The organism is Dokdonia sp. Dokd-P16, from assembly GCF_003095655.1.
In the GTDB taxonomy this organism is placed as follows: domain Bacteria; phylum Bacteroidota; class Bacteroidia; order Flavobacteriales; family Flavobacteriaceae; genus Dokdonia.
The window spans coordinates 2,553,047-2,567,988 of sequence record NZ_CP029151.1 but is presented as its reverse complement, the minus strand read 5'-3'; the positions used below and the strand labels follow the sequence as shown (position 1 = coordinate 2,567,988).

10 protein-coding genes are annotated in these 14,942 nt (G+C 36.0%); 2 read left to right on the top strand and 8 right to left on the bottom strand.

The features are described 5' to 3' along the window. Nucleotides 1-96: 96 nt before the first annotated feature. Entirely contained in the window at nucleotides 97-3,432 is a 3,336-nt protein-coding gene (locus DCS32_RS11535) for an ankyrin repeat domain-containing protein (RefSeq protein ID WP_108878397.1), read from the top strand. An 81-nt stretch (nucleotides 3,433-3,513) separates the two neighbouring features. Here DCS32_RS11535 and DCS32_RS11530 read toward each other — a convergent pair whose 3' ends face one another. The 7 genes from DCS32_RS11530 to DCS32_RS11500 form a co-directional block, all read right to left on the bottom strand. Beyond that, nucleotides 3,514-5,040 (bottom strand): carboxypeptidase-like regulatory domain-containing protein, encoded by a 1,527-nt coding sequence (locus DCS32_RS11530; protein WP_108878396.1) that lies wholly within the window; start codon nucleotides 5,038-5,040, stop codon nucleotides 3,514-3,516. A 27-nt stretch (nucleotides 5,041-5,067) separates the two neighbouring features. Further along, complete coding sequence (locus DCS32_RS11525; RefSeq protein WP_108878395.1) at nucleotides 5,068-6,474, bottom strand: CsgG/HfaB family protein; 1,407 nt, start codon at nucleotides 6,472-6,474, stop codon at nucleotides 5,068-5,070. A gap of 9 nt (nucleotides 6,475-6,483) precedes the next feature. Then, on the bottom strand, nucleotides 6,484-6,888 hold the full coding sequence (locus DCS32_RS11520) for a curli assembly protein CsgF (RefSeq protein WP_108878394.1): 405 nt from the start codon (nucleotides 6,886-6,888) through the stop codon (nucleotides 6,484-6,486). A gap of 1 nt (nucleotide 6,889) precedes the next feature. Beyond that, nucleotides 6,890-7,654: a CsgE family curli-type amyloid fiber assembly protein gene (locus tag DCS32_RS11515; RefSeq protein ID WP_108878393.1), complete on the bottom strand. Its 765-nt coding sequence runs from the start codon at nucleotides 7,652-7,654 to the stop codon at nucleotides 6,890-6,892. A 25-nt stretch (nucleotides 7,655-7,679) separates the two neighbouring features. Continuing rightward, on the bottom strand, nucleotides 7,680-8,228 hold the full coding sequence (locus tag DCS32_RS11510) for a hypothetical protein (protein ID WP_108878392.1): 549 nt from the start codon (nucleotides 8,226-8,228) through the stop codon (nucleotides 7,680-7,682). Nucleotides 8,229-8,353: 125 nt separating this feature from the next. Next, nucleotides 8,354-9,877 (bottom strand): curlin, encoded by a 1,524-nt coding sequence (locus tag DCS32_RS11505; protein ID WP_108878391.1) that lies wholly within the window; start codon nucleotides 9,875-9,877, stop codon nucleotides 8,354-8,356. Nucleotides 9,878-10,286: 409 nt separating this feature from the next. Continuing rightward, nucleotides 10,287-12,470 (bottom strand): glutamine synthetase III, encoded by a 2,184-nt coding sequence (locus DCS32_RS11500; protein ID WP_108878390.1) that lies wholly within the window; start codon nucleotides 12,468-12,470, stop codon nucleotides 10,287-10,289. 304 nt (nucleotides 12,471-12,774) lie between these two features. On the opposite strand from DCS32_RS11500, the gene DCS32_RS11495 reads away from it, so the two are divergent. Further along, nucleotides 12,775-13,785, top strand: a complete 1,011-nt coding sequence (locus DCS32_RS11495) for a glutamine synthetase beta-grasp domain-containing protein (RefSeq protein ID WP_108878389.1) — start codon at nucleotides 12,775-12,777, stop codon at nucleotides 13,783-13,785. Between the two features lie 161 nt (nucleotides 13,786-13,946). Here DCS32_RS11495 and DCS32_RS11490 read toward each other — a convergent pair whose 3' ends face one another. Then, nucleotides 13,947-14,897 (bottom strand): calcium/sodium antiporter, encoded by a 951-nt coding sequence (locus DCS32_RS11490; protein WP_108878388.1) that lies wholly within the window; start codon nucleotides 14,895-14,897, stop codon nucleotides 13,947-13,949. Nucleotides 14,898-14,942: the final 45 nt, after the last annotated feature.

The following is a 14,942-nucleotide window of genomic DNA, read 5'->3' as shown; positions in this document are numbered from 1 at the left end:
GCTATTTTATAAGTATTTTAGTTACATATTGACCATTTTATTTAACTAATACCTTTGCCTTTGGAGACTACACGCTTTTTCCGAAAGGAATACTTTATGCTCCCCCTATTCCTATTTCTTTTAAATAACCCATTGTTCTGCCAGCAAAAACAACACCCCAATGTCATAGGACAGGGTTTTGACATACGTTATGTTGATGCGCTAGACTGGCTAGGATCTTCAAAAGGAAAACAACTCATCAACGGATCTGTACATAGTACTCAACTTAATACTAGTCCAGTGGAGAGTTTTCATTTTATAACATCTCCCTACGAGTTTGAAAAACAAATTTTAAATGCCGATACGCTTTCAAAACCCTATCATGCGGTACAAAGTAAAGCACATTATAAAGGCTTTGATAACGAAGAGTCAAATAAAACCCTCTTAGTTTATACTAAAAAACAAATACCATTATCAAAAGATATACTCGCAGCGGTTTCTTCTAACGTACTAGACAGTGCCATGGTTGAAGATTTTAAAAGACTGGGACGCGATATTACCCCAGAAGGATTTATATACCGTTACGGGACACATTATGCCCATGAAGTAATTTATGGAGGTCTTTTCTTAAAAAGGAATTTAATCAAAAGTGACGATTTTATATACTCTCCATATAATCGTGACTTATTTAAGAAAAAAGTAATTGAAGACATTAGTGCATCACATCAAAATCAAGAGGATACAGATCCATATATTACCGCTGGATCTAGCAGCTCATTTACAAAGGGAGGTGATATAAACGCACCATGGTTTACAGACTGGCAAGCTACTTTAGAAAACAATGCTGCCCCCATAGATGTTACACTACAACCTTGGACTAAGGCTTTTAAAAACCTAACTACAGAAAACATACAGAAAAAAGAAAGGAAAATACAATTGCTCGATAGTGTTATTGAAATAGCTGTACGCACTTCTAAAAATCAATTACATGCCCCGCAGCCTTCTGCTTATTTCACTAAATATTCCTTGCGTTTCAAACAATCTATCGACAAACTAGTTAAAAAAAGTGCTGGCGCTACCTCAAGTGATGTGGATGCCTATACGGGTGATTTATTTTTTGGAGGATTTTCAAAAGACGAAGCTATGCTACGTACCGCACCACTAATAGATCGTGGCGGTGTACGGCTAGAAACCTTAATCACTGACGAAGAAATAAAACTCAATAAGCAAGTCATCATTACAGCAAAACCTGAGGACTTAGAAAAAGGATATGTAAGTGTATGGGATGACACAAAAAAACTAGTCAAAAGTAGAGAACGTAAGCGCTTACGAGTTTCTGGCCCCGAAGAAGCAAAAACTTTTTATAAAGAAGCGCTCGTAAGGGATATTCATAAAGATGTGGAGATAACGACTATAGACGGCGATATTTATGAGGTAGCTTACGTATTATCTCTAGAAAAGGAAAAAAAATTATTAGAAAATAACGCACAACATTATAATACTGCATTACAAACAGAGATTGTAAGAGCTGCAAACATAGGTGATCTAGCTCGCATGAAAACTTTACTAACACAGAATGCAACTAGAAGAATCCCTGGGTTAATCGCCGCTATTATTACTTCAAAACAATCCTCACAAATACTAAATTTTGTACTAGATAAAGGAGTAATACCAAATAGTGAGGATCTCGACTTGCTATTCCTTAAAGAATATTTTGATGAACAAAAAGTATTAATCCTTTTAGAAAGAGGTGCTCCTTTTAAAAATAATATGATTTATAAGGCGGTTGCTTTTCAAAGCGAACCTATTATTTATGCATTACTGAGGGAAGGAGCTACTCCTGTAAACAATGATTTATCATTTGCACTAGACACAGATCATTATCCATCTGTCAAAGCTTTAATGAGTGTGGAGTTTAAAGCATTTAAAGCAGGTAAAAAAGAATTATCACTAGCCGTAGAAAACAATGATGCTGAGCTCGCTAAAAAATTTACAACACTCGGTGCAACCGCAGATGCGTCTCTTTTAGATAGCGCTCTGAGAAATGGTAATGAAGATCTTAAAAACATAATCATACCTGTAACTGAAGCAAATGAAAATACTCTCGAAGTCACATCAATGCTTGATAACACAGCGTTATTCAATTACTTTATTAATAAGAATGCACATATAAGCAGTAATAAAATCTCTAATATAGCAACAGACAACAATAATTATGAAATTCTAGATATCTCACTTAAAAATGGCGGAAATGCCTCTGAGTCATTAGAGTATGCCATTACTAAAGAGAATATCAACGCTATCAATGTCGCACTTCAAAATAAGGCAGCTCCAGACAGCGCACTATTTTATGCTGCTCAGAAAGATGATGCTCAATTATTTAATGATGTATTAAACCTGTATAATGGAAACCCACATGTAGCTATGAAAGCAGCTATTAAAGAAAACAACTTACCTTTTGCAGCATCTGTGATTGCAACAAAGAAAGTAGGAGTAGATGTTGATAATCTGTTGCCCCTTGCTGTAGCTGGTGAGAATGTTGACATGGTAAAACTATTGGTGTCTAATAATAGTAACCCTAGTAGAGGGATTAATAAAGCCATAACTATAGAGAACCAAACTATAAGTCAGTACTTAATCTCTATGGGAGCAGACACTACAGACCCACTACTCATCGAATCAGCAATTACAAATGAAAACCTAGGTCTCGTTGAGTTACTTGTGAATCAAGGAAACATTAACCTTGACAATGCTTTACTAGACGCGACAGAAACAGAAAATATTGAAATTGTAAATTCCTTATTAAAAAGCGGAGCCAAAGCTGATGAGTCACTAGCTAATGCAATGGAAACTAAAAATGAACCTCTTATTTTATTATTAATGGATTATGTATCTAGTTTAAATAGTAATGAATTTATTCGCAGTGCAGCACGTAAAGGAAATTTATCAGTTCTAAAAAGGCTATTATCTAATGGAGCAAATCCTTCCCTAGCTATTGAAGATGCTATCCGTTATAAAATGATAGGTTCTCTAAAAGAGCTTATTAAAAATGGAGCTACATGCAGTCAAGAGCATTTAAGAATAGCCATAGATTATCATTTTACTGAAGGGGTATTACTACTTGTAAAACAGAAAGAAATAGAATTAAATGTCGCATTTGATGATGGTAATTATCCAATACATACACTAAGCAGATCTTTGACAGAAGACAGTAAATTAATAATGCAAAACCTAATTGAGTTAGGTGCTGACGTAAACATTCAAGATCCATCTGGCAATACAGCATTACATATTCTAGCTAGTCAAAAGGAATATGCGCTACCTATAATTGAACTCTTGATAACTAGTGATGCAGATTCAAATCAAATAAATCATAAAGGCAAGAAACCACTTGATTACGCATTAAATAAAACTACAAGAAGCGTTTTGAAGAAAGGAATGCGAGCGAAATAGATAGAAAACCAATAGACACAAAAGATTAAAGCGCACTAAATGGTAATGCGCTTTAATCTTATTTAATGTAATGAAAATGATTTAATCCCAATTTGCCATGGAGGCATTAGAGAATAATTCTTGATTGTTATCAGTCGTTTCTAGATTAACAATAAGTATTTCTGAAGTGGCATTCTGATTATTTAATTTTCTAGTTAAAATCAAACGCCCCTCATCAGGTGAAAAACTTGGATTTAAGTCATTCTGTCCTAATGCTACATCCGTATTTATACTTGTGGTAGTTGCCGTATCTCTATTAAAAACAAATACTCTAGATTTAAACAACCTGTAGACTTGAGGGTCCTCAAACTCATTTACGTCTCTAGCATATATAATATCTGAGCCATTAGCACTAATATCTAAGCCTGAATATCCTCCACCTAATCCCTCTGAAACTACTTGCACTTCCTGTTGGCTAGATAATGATACAGCGACTATTCTACAACCGTAACCTCTTGTATTATTAGTCTTTATAACAATTTCATTAGAATTAGCATTAGAAACAGCAATTTCATTTATCAGGGCCCCATCAGGGGTACTATACAATAATGTATTACCACTTCCATCTGTATTGATTCTATATAATTTATCAAAATTAGGGTATAACAAACTTTGTCCATTTTGCGACCAACTAAATTGAACCTCTTCCTGACGAAATCCTGCTACTGGAACAGCACTTGTAACTTGAGTAATATTTTCACCAGAAAAGTCCATTTTAAAAAGATGAGTTTCGCCTCCTATATTTCTCAGAAAAGCGATTGCCTGAGTTTCTAAATTTCGTTTAGGTCTAAAGCTGTTTGTTTCTTCGTCTGTGAGTTGTAAGACATTCACATCTATATCCTCACTGTCTTCTACATTCTCTGATGAATCTCCAGAAAAGATTACATTATTTGTACCAACTCTTTTTACGAATAGAAAGGGATTATTTAATGCCGAAAATGTCTTAAATGATCCTATCTCAGATAAAACATCTGGATTATTCTGATCATTTGCTATTACCTGCCAAAAGTAATTTGTGGAAAGACTAAGATTATCTACAACTAAGGTTGTGTCTTGTGAGACCTCAAAGCTTTCAATTTCATTAGTAGAGCCATTCCTTAGCTCTATCAGATACTCAATTTCGTCTTCTTCCGGATCTATTGAATTCCAGGCTAAGGTAACTTCTAAAGGAATATCTTCTGCTCCGTCTTCAGGGAATATGAGATCTGGTACACTAGGTGAATTATTTATATTATTTGATATCTTCATTTCAAAGGCGACTACTGACACCTGACCTTCATTGACCTCAACTGCTTCAAAATCTGTCAAAAACTCATCCAACTCCGCTTGTACAGAATAATTCCTAACTAATACATTATCAAGTGTAAAAAACCCATCATTATCTGAAAAAGCAGTCGTGGAAGCAGGATTTGTAGTTATTTTCACATCCTCCAAAGGCTCTCCAGATTCGTCGCTTATTACAGTTCCTGTAATAGTCCCAAAAGTTTCCCCTTCTATGCTATCTTCACTACAGCTAAAAAATAGAGAACCAATCAAAATGGCAGTAACAAAGCTTTTCAGATAATTCATTATTCTTTAGTTTTTAATTAAATCTTATTAATTTTTTATTGCTATTTTCTTCTTCTTGAAACTAAAACCATACTTCAGTCCAACTCCAAATGTGAAATAAAAGTCGTCTCTTTTACCTTGAGAAACACCGTCTAATTCATCATCCAACATAATGTTATGCTCGGCAAAAGCATTAAAATGCAATCTAGGAGAAAGTTTATATTGGAGCCCTCCCCCATACTGTAATTTGACAAATGCTTCACCTAATGACAAACCATCCTCACTAGAATTCACACCATCTATAACGACTCCTGGACCGCCATAAATATAGGGTCCAAAATTGTCGTTAGGCAGTAAGTACATTTTTGAGTTTAAATCAATACTTCCAAAATAATTTTTAAGAACATCTCCATTATTAATTTGAAATACACTTCCAGCTAAATTTAAACTAAATGAATTTGAAATGCTCTTCTCATAAGATAATCTACCTAACAAACCTAGTTTTTTAGGGACATAATCACCATCGATTAAGTTAACACCTACGTCCAGTAATACATAATTATTATAATCGTTTTTAACAAACATACGGTCATATAGCCCTTGAGATTCCTCAAGCGATTTTTCTTCTCTATACTTTGCTACAAGACTATCATTTACAGCACTACCTTGCTTTGAACTCCAATACTCATTTTCTATTCCTTCTAATACTAAATCATGTACTGCTTTTTCTATAGCATCTTTTACTGCAATTTGTACAGGTTCACTTTGAGTAATTCCTGTTTCTGCTTCCAGAAGTCTTTGAAACTTAACGAATCTAAAAAAACTAGCATCTAGCGCTTGTGATAATATAGTTTTAGAAACATAAATCGTTTTCAAAATCTCTCCATTTGTAGTTTTGACAGCTCTTAGATATATTGTGATACGATCCTGTCTATACTGCGCTGAACCTCCTAGCCCAAAGTACCTCGCACCTATTCCACCGGTCACTATATTAGTATCGTAAGAGATGATCCCTCCCTCTAAGATTAAACCTGCATATAATAAAGGAGGTAACGGCGGCTCATTCGGGTTGAGGTTTTTTATATATTCTTTTTTTGTGTTACGTATAATGTTTCGCTCCGTAGAAAGGTTTGATAAATTCTCACGTTCAATAGGCTTGAACCAGCCACTATCTTCAAGAGCTTTTATTAAAATTGTAGTGCCACCTTGAGTCACGGCTGTACTGAAAGTACTGCCGTTTTCTACAGGCTTAAATTGACCTGTTTGATCACTGAAATTATATACAGCCACCTCGACTTTAGAAGCTGCTTCTGGCAAATCAAGTAGTTTATTTGACGATTTTGACAACTCTCCTACTCTAGCAGAAGTTTGATTAAATGGTTGGTTAAAATAAGCTCCACAAGAAGCGAGAAGCAATGAACTGAACAAACATACCAGCCTTGTAAATAATTTCATAAATTGAGTTTAATTTGGAACTATAACTTGGGTTTCTTCCCCGTTTGTAGTGTCGAGAATATTGATTACCAAGCCCTCAAACGTTTCAAAAACCTCTACATTAAGATTTCCAAATGTAAATGTGCCTTCTTCTGTTATATTAAGCCCATCTAGCTGTGCTGCTGATAATTCTCTTTCTATACGATTAAGTAATTGACCACTCAAATCTCTTCCAAATCTATCAAGATCTGATTCTTGTTCTTGTGCTGTTGTCGGTGCGGTTAAGCCGTTTTGAGCTGCTGCAGAACTTAATAATTGTTGATAATTGAACGTATCTCCTCCAAAAAATGGATTTTTAGGTTTATATGAAAATTGTTGACCAAAACATATACTTCCATAAAAACAAAGCGCTACTACTAAAAAAAATGTTCTCATATTAATATTTTAAATAATCTTCTTTTTGTCTTTCCAAATTTTGCAATTGCACAATGCATCTTCCCATTGCTAGTGAAGCCATCTCTTGTAGAAATGTTTTCTTGGGTTGTGAGAAAAACTGCCATACAATTTTATCACCCACTTTAACACTAATTCTAGTAGATCTCTGCCTACCTGGAATTTCTACAATTGTAATATTCTTGTTTGTCTTTATTCCCTTATTATAATAATCACTGTAAAAGAATCTATAAAAGTCTCTTCCAGCTTTTGTTATTGTCTTTTGAATAACAAGCCCATTTATTTCAAATCCGTCTTGAGCAACTTCTTGATCCTTTGAAACTTTACTTATTTTTTCATTTTCACTGGCCTTGGTTTGACTTCCTTGGGGAAGTTCAATTCTATATTTACCAACGGGTTTTCCATCAAGGTCGTAAATTAAAAAGGCGATCACCACTCTATTTGTGAAAGAGTTACTAAGTGATAATGACCTCAAAACTTTTCTTTCTCTACCTTTTATCTCAAACCTCTTTTGCTCATTAGTTTTATTTACCTCTCCATCATCATCTGTCTGAAATATCATAAAATCATATGTTAATGATAGATCAGATGGTGTTTTATTTTCGGCAATAGCAAAGAACTCTAAAAACTCACTGTTTCTCTGCACTCTTATTTCTGCCTTTACTTCTTTGTTATAAAACTGACTTACAGACATTGTGGACCATAATAACATAATAACTAGAGCTAGTATTTGGCGTATGTCTGTCATCAAGTTTTTAATCTTAATTTTTCATTTAATTATTACTTCGAATTATCAAATTTGGCGAAGCTTCTGTTTGTATAAATCTCAAAGATTCTGTCAAAGCATTTGTTCCTTGTCTTTCAAAATTTAAATTATCTCCATTTTGTTGTAATTCTAAGGCGATATTAGATGTTGGACTATTCACAAAATCTAAGACAGTGTTATTATTTCCATTCTGAGCAATCTCAGCAAATACAGTATTTACATTATAATTGAGTTGTGTGAAATTTTCATTGCCATTTTGCGATAAATTAATTTCACTTGCTTCGGCTTTAACGCCTATACTAATTTTATTAAGCTCTCCTATCTGTGTTAAAAAGATTGAATTGCCACTTTGAGCAGGATCTAATGTTTTTGTGGATGCACTGAGACCAAAAGTTGATAAAAAACTGGCTCTAGATAACTCATTCGTTTCTGCGACTCCTTGACTATCATTTTGCTCATTTGAATAGGTCTGTCCACTTATAATTGATGAAAAAGCTAAAAATGAGGCTATTATAATAACATTCAAAAAGCTACGTATGTTCTTAAAAATTCTCATGATTTTAAAATTTTTAATTAAATAATAAGGGAGGAAGTGCTAAACGCTCAATAAATTTACGCCTATCCTTCCCCCTTATTCTATGGTTTATTTCAGAAAAATAACTTTACATTTTCAAACATTTCTTAATTGATGTTTGTAAGTCCTATTCTTGATGCTCCAACTAAATTTGATTGTGCAGCTCTAGTTCTAGATAAGAATGCGCTATAATTCTGTTGTGCAGGAAATGCAGATGGATTAGATGGCCCTACTTGAATAACATCTATTGAGTTATTTCCGTTTGGCGCTCCTACTGGTGCATTATTTCCTGGTAAGTTTTGCTCTGATACGAAGCTCTGTCCAGCATCTTGATAGATTACAACGTCGTTATCAATCCCTCTCTGAGCAGATGTAGCAAAGTTGTCATCCCCATCTTGTACTATTAAGAGACCATTACCCTTACCTCTTTGAGTAGATCCAGCAACGTTTCCGCTTCCATTTTGATCAATCCAAGCTTTGTGCTCACTTCCATTTTGTGCAGAACCAGCAATGTTTGCATCTCCATCTTGAGTATGTGCAAGGTAGTTATCACCACCATTAGGATTACCATAAAGATTTTGATAAGTAAGCGATAGGTTGTCATTTCCATCTTGGCTCTGCTCAGTATAATTACCTGGCTCACCAAATTGAAAAGTAGTAGCTAAATTACGCTCACCGTCTTGAAGTTGGTATGCCTCTGCACCTTCAGAACCTGATGTAGGAGCAGTTAAAGTATTTCCTATTTCATCAACAATACCATCTAAAAGAGTATACCCCACAGCTCCAACAGTCACTAAGCCATTAGCATCTGGAAATGCTCCTTGATTTACATAAGCTACGTTACCATCACCAGCGGCACTACCAGTAGAAATTTGAATCTGACTTGAAGCATTACCGTCTCCATTAACTACAGTACGTGCAGTGTTCTTTGCAGAACCTTCTTGATTTACTACTGATTCGTTATCATCACCAAATTGGTCTACAAGGGCGTCGTGACCTTCTGTTTGATTTCCATTCGCTTTTTGACGAATATAAGCCGCATTATCCTCTCCATTCTGCACTGTCCAAGCAGTGTTATTGTCATATGTTTGGAGTGTGTGTGCGTTGTTATCTTCTCCTTGCTGCGTTACAGCTGCAAAGTTATTTTGAGCTTGATCACCATTACCTTGCTGGATACGTGCTAAGTTGTCTTTACTTAAATCTGCCGTACCAAGATCTGCAAGACCTTGCTCTATAAGTGCGTCGTTCAAATCACCTTGTTGCTCAACATCTCCTGAGTTTCCTTCACCCACTTGCTCTACTTGAGCTAAGTTGAACATACCACTCAATGCACTTACCCCTCCTTGCTGAACCACTCGTGCTTCATTCATCCCGAGGCCGTTACCATCAGACTGATTTGTATACACACCTTGAGACGATCCCGTTTGACGTACCTCAAGTAAGTTATCATTTCCGTTTTGAATAGCAAGTCCCTTATTTGCTACAGGCGTTAATGCTGGCTGTGTTAACAAAACAGATGCTGCCGTACTAGCTGTTCCTACAGTGACTCCAGTGTTAGATTGCTGAGTAGTCTGCCCCAAAGCAACCGCTCCGATCATGAGTGCCGCGGCACTAAAAATTACTTTTTTCATAATAATTGAGTTTAAGTTAATAATATATAAATGGTTAATAAATACATATCTGTAAGACACAACAAATCATCGTCATTGTCATCGCAATTGCGTCTTTTAATCTATTATTACGGGGGAGTAAGTATTACGAGGGGGAGATAATGGTTGTAATACGAGTACTAAATTAGGAAAATCTATCTCTCTTCCAAGAAGTTACCAGCTGTTTTCGATGAAACGTTATTATATATTTAACATTTTTCGCTTAGCGCTAGTGTTTACAGTGGCTAAGCACGCAGGGGTAAACACCCCTTTATAGATGCGGGTATATTAGAATCAGATTTTTCTTACGAGTACGCTGACTATAAGAAACTTACAGTCGTCTTATACTTGTACATTATAAAGCCTTGTGACTTTAATTAAAAAACAGAGCTTAATTTATGAAGAGTAATTCTCTATATTTTGGTAAAGGCCATAACTCATCTTCCACTAAAAGTTCTAATTTATCACAATCTCTTCTTATCTGCTCAAAATATGGCTTCACTTTCGCAGCATAATTGCCTGCCTTGTCTTTAAGGTCAAGTGCATTTGCTTCTTTTCGAGCATTTATCATTTCCGTTATGAGACTATTAATACTAGCGGTATGTTCTGAGATTGATTTAATAATGGTTGTTTGCGCTTTCGCGAAAGCGGTAAAATCTTCACCATATATTTCTTTCAAACCTCTTACATTGTCTATCAAAACATTTTGATATCTCAAAGCTGTAGGAATAATATGATTACGAGCTACATCACCTAGCACACGGCTTTCTATCTGTATACGTTTTACGTACTCTTCAAGTTCGATCTCGTAACGCGCTTGAATCTCAACATTGTTCATAATACCTAAAGACTCAAATAATGCTACCGTACTCTTACTTATGCGAGCTTCAAGAGCAGAAACTGTGGTCTTATTATTACTGAGCTTGCGCTTTTTTGCTTCTTTTTCCCAAGAGGCTCCATAACCATCTCCTTCAAATCTTATTTTCTTACTGTCCTTTATATACTCTCTAAGGATATTAAAGATAGCATCGTCCTTTTTCATGTCCTTATTATCTATAAGAGCATCTACCTCCTTTTTAAATGCAATAAGCTGTTGTGCCACAATTGCGTTAAGAACCGTCATCGGGTTTGCACAGTTTGCAGTAGCACCTACGGCTCTAAACTCGAACTTATTACCTGTAAACGCAAAAGGTGAGGTACGATTGCGATCTGTATTATCAAGTAAAATCTCTGGAATCTTACCTATTACATTAAGTTTTAAATCTGTCTTTTCTTGTGGAGATAATTTTCCATCTGTTACTTTTTCTAACTCATCTAGCACTTGTGTGAGTTGCGAACCTATAAATACAGATATAATGGCTGGTGGTGCTTCATTTGCACCTAAACGATAATCATTACCCGCACTAGCAATAGAAGCTCTAAGCAAAGCTTCATGCTCATGAACCGCTTTAATAGTATTTACAAAGAAGGTGAGAAATTGTAAATTTTTCATTGGAGTACTTCCTGGGCTTAGTAGGTTTACTCCTGTATCTGTAGCTAGTGACCAGTTATTATGTTTCCCACTACCATTTATATTCTCAAATGGTTTCTCATGAAAGAGTACCTTAAAGTGATGACGTTGCGCTACTTTCTGCATCACATCCATGAGTAATGCATTGTGATCGACAGCTAGATTTGCTTCTTCAAAAATAGGAGCCATCTCAAATTGATTAGGAGCAACTTCATTATGCCTTGTCTTTAAAGGAATACCAAGTAACAAGCATTCTTGCTCTAACTCCTTTAAATATGCCAGCACACGGATAGGAATAGATCCAAAGTAATGATCATCGAGTTGTTGTCCTTTGGCAGCGGCATGACCTAAAAGCGTTCTCCCTGTAAGCATCAAGTCGGGTCTTGCAGCAGCTAGTGACGCATCTATGAGGAAAAATTCTTGCTCCCACCCTAAGGTCGCTGTTACTTTATTTACATTTTTATTAAAATACTGAGCGACTGCCGTAGCAGCTTGATCAATCGTGTTAAGGGCTTTTAATAAAGGTGTCTTATAATCAAGTGCTTCTCCCGTGTATGCCACAAAAACCGTTGGAATACACAAGGTATTGTCATATATAAATGCTGGTGAAGTAGGATCCCAAGCGGTATATCCTCTTGCTTCAAAGGTGTTGCGTATTCCCCCATTAGGAAAGCTCGAGGCATCTGGCTCTTGCTGTGCTAGCTGTCCTCCGTCAAATTTATCAATAACATGGCCATCTGTTGTAATTTCAAAAAAAGCATCATGCTTCTCTGCCGTGGCACCTGTAAGAGGTTGAAACCAATGCGTGTAATGGGTAGCTCTTTTTTCTAGTGCCCAAGATTTCATTCCTGTAGCAATGGCGTCTGCAGTAATGCGATCTATATTATCTCCTTTTCGTATCGCTGTCTGCACACTGTCTATGGTAGATTTAGACAGAAACTGACGCATAGCTTGCTCTCCAAAAACGTTAGATTTAAATAATGAAGATGGCCTTCCTAAAGCTTCAAAAGTTACTGCTGGTCTATGTTGCACATCATGCAAGGCTTTAAAACGGATTTTTGACATAATTGATCTTACATTATTATAGTCACGATATTTTCTACTAAAGAGAAATTATCATAACGCAATGATTATAAATATTTTACGAGATGTTTAATAATAGCCGTTGCTAAAAACCTAATAACACCACTATTCTAGGGCACAAATATAAGGGAAATATAAAAATTATAGTCAAATATTACAGACCCCCTAAATTTTAAGGGGTTGTTTATAAAAATCAATATTTTTTAATAACTAAGCCCTAAAATACTGATTGCCTTTTAAAATTATTTTATATTTGCCTTCGTTAACTAAAACATTAAATGCTATTATGAGTAAGTCAAAACTAGAATACATTTGGTTAGACGGGTACACACCCACACAAAATATGAGAAGCAAGACTAAAGTTGTAAACGACTTTAGCGGAAAATTAGAAGACTGTCCAATATGGTCTTTTGATGGGTCTTCTACTAAGCAAGCATCTGGAGGAGCTTCAGATTGTCTTCTAAAACCAGTAGCTATCTACCCAGATCCACAACGTACTGATGGATTTTTAGTAATGACAGAAGTGCTAAGTGCAGATGGTACGCCACATGCATCAAACCACAGAGCAAAAATAGATGATGATGATAATGATTTCTGGTTCGGTTTTGAGCAAGAATATTTTATCATGGATAGAGAAACTCAACTACCTTTAGGTTTCCCAATAGGTGGATACCCAGGACCACAAGGAATGTATTACTGTTCTGTAGGAGGTCGTCATACACATGGTCGTGATTTTGTAGAAGAGCACGCAGACCTTTGTATCGAGGCTGGTCTTAACTTTGAAGGAATTAACCAAGAGGTTGCTTCTGGACAGTGGGAATACCAATTATTTGCAAAAGGAGCAAAAAAAGCTGGAGATGAAATATGGGTATCACGTTACCTTCTAGATCGTCTTACTGAGCAGTATGGATGGTACATTGAGTATCACCCTAAACCAGTAAAAGGAGACTGGAACGGTTCTGGTATGCACGCAAACTTCTCAAATGAAGTACTGAGAACTTGTGGGTCTAAAGAAACTTACGAAAAAATATGTGAGGCTTTCCGTCCATTTACAAAAGAACATATTAAAGCATACGGAGCTCACAATGAGCAGCGTCTTACTGGAGATCACGAGACTGCTTCTATTTCGGACTTCTCTTATGGAGTATCAGATCGTGGAGCGTCATTACGTATCCCTATTATCACTGTAGAGCAAGGATGGAAAGGATGGCTAGAAGATCGTCGTCCAGCTTCAAACGCAGATCCATACCGCGTAGCAGGTCGTATTATCGAGACTGTAAAAACTGCAAAGGTTTAATTCTGATTTATATATAAATGTAAAAATGCTCAACTTAGGTTGAGCATTTTTTTTGTGTTACGCTTTCGCGAAAGCGTACTTTGAAGACAATAAGAGCATTATATAATCAACATATTGACATACTTAATACGATTGTAAATTTTACGAGCAACCAGTTTACGTTAGGCCGCAAATGCGAGTGCTATAAATAATATGTAAGCTCCTACAAGGACCAACCCTTTAATTCTCCCTATCTGTAATTTTGTAGGTATAAAAGCAAGTGGTAATAAGATTGCTGCAAAGCCTATCATCCAGTAAATATTAGTGCCTAAAATAGCATCATCTACCACATTAATGTCCTTAATAAGCGATGTTATCCCTAATACTGAGGCAATATTAAAAATATTAGAACCTATTAAGTTTCCTAAAGAAATAGCTTTCTCTTTCTTTAAAGCCGCTATAACAGATGCCGCCAGTTCTGGAACACTAGTCCCTATTGCGATAACAGTTACAGAAATAGCGTATTCACTTATACCAACAGCCGTTGCAAGCTCCTTTGCTCCAGAAACGAGCCACTCAGAACCAAAGTACAATGCTGCTCCACCTATGAGAAGCCAGAAGATTATTTTAAAATAAGATGCTTGACCTAATCCCTCATCTACACCATCGCTTCCTTCTAACGCTGCACTTTTTCTAGCTCTGCGAAGTAAGAAATATAAATAAACACCAAGTGCCGCAAGTAGTCCTCCACCTTCGGTAGCGGTGAGTTTTCCATCATTTGAGAGTAGAAAAAACAAGGCTACAGAAAAGAACATCATCACCGGCCAGTTAAAACGGTAAAAATCACGATCTATCGCAAGTGCAGAAATTACTGCAGTGATACCTAAAACGAGACCTATGTTTGCAATATTAGACCCTATGACATTACCTAATGCAATATCAGAACTACCGTCTAAAGCTGCTTGAACACTCACTAAAAGCTCTGGCGCGGAGGTCGCAAATGACACAACCGTAAGACCAATCACCATTTTAGAAAGGTTGAGCTTAAATGACAACCCAACAGATGCCCTCACTAAAAACTCCCCACCTACTACTAGCAATACCAAGCCCACTAGAATATAAAAAATGCTCATAAATTCTACTTTTAGGGCGAAGATAAGAATTAACACTCATGTATA

What these genes read in the sequence shown, in the direction of transcription:
- DCS32_RS11535 (WP_108878397.1), top strand. Translation starts at nt 97, where the DNA reads ATGCTCCCCCTATTCCTATTTCTTTTAAATAACCCATTGTTCTGCCAG.
- DCS32_RS11530 (WP_108878396.1), bottom strand. Translation starts at nt 5,040, where the DNA reads ATGAATTATCTGAAAAGCTTTGTTACTGCCATTTTGATTGGTTCTCTA.
- DCS32_RS11525 (WP_108878395.1), bottom strand. Translation starts at nt 6,474, where the DNA reads ATGAAATTATTTACAAGGCTGGTATGTTTGTTCAGTTCATTGCTTCTC.
- DCS32_RS11520 (WP_108878394.1), bottom strand. Translation starts at nt 6,888, where the DNA reads ATGAGAACATTTTTTTTAGTAGTAGCGCTTTGTTTTTATGGAAGTATA.
- DCS32_RS11515 (WP_108878393.1), bottom strand. Translation starts at nt 7,654, where the DNA reads ATGACAGACATACGCCAAATACTAGCTCTAGTTATTATGTTATTATGG.
- DCS32_RS11510 (WP_108878392.1), bottom strand. Translation starts at nt 8,228, where the DNA reads ATGAGAATTTTTAAGAACATACGTAGCTTTTTGAATGTTATTATAATA.
- DCS32_RS11505 (WP_108878391.1), bottom strand. Translation starts at nt 9,877, where the DNA reads ATGAAAAAAGTAATTTTTAGTGCCGCGGCACTCATGATCGGAGCGGTT.
- DCS32_RS11500 (WP_108878390.1), bottom strand. Translation starts at nt 12,470, where the DNA reads ATGTCAAAAATCCGTTTTAAAGCCTTGCATGATGTGCAACATAGACCA.
- DCS32_RS11495 (WP_108878389.1), top strand. Translation starts at nt 12,775, where the DNA reads ATGAGTAAGTCAAAACTAGAATACATTTGGTTAGACGGGTACACACCC.
- DCS32_RS11490 (WP_108878388.1), bottom strand. Translation starts at nt 14,897, where the DNA reads ATGAGCATTTTTTATATTCTAGTGGGCTTGGTATTGCTAGTAGTAGGT.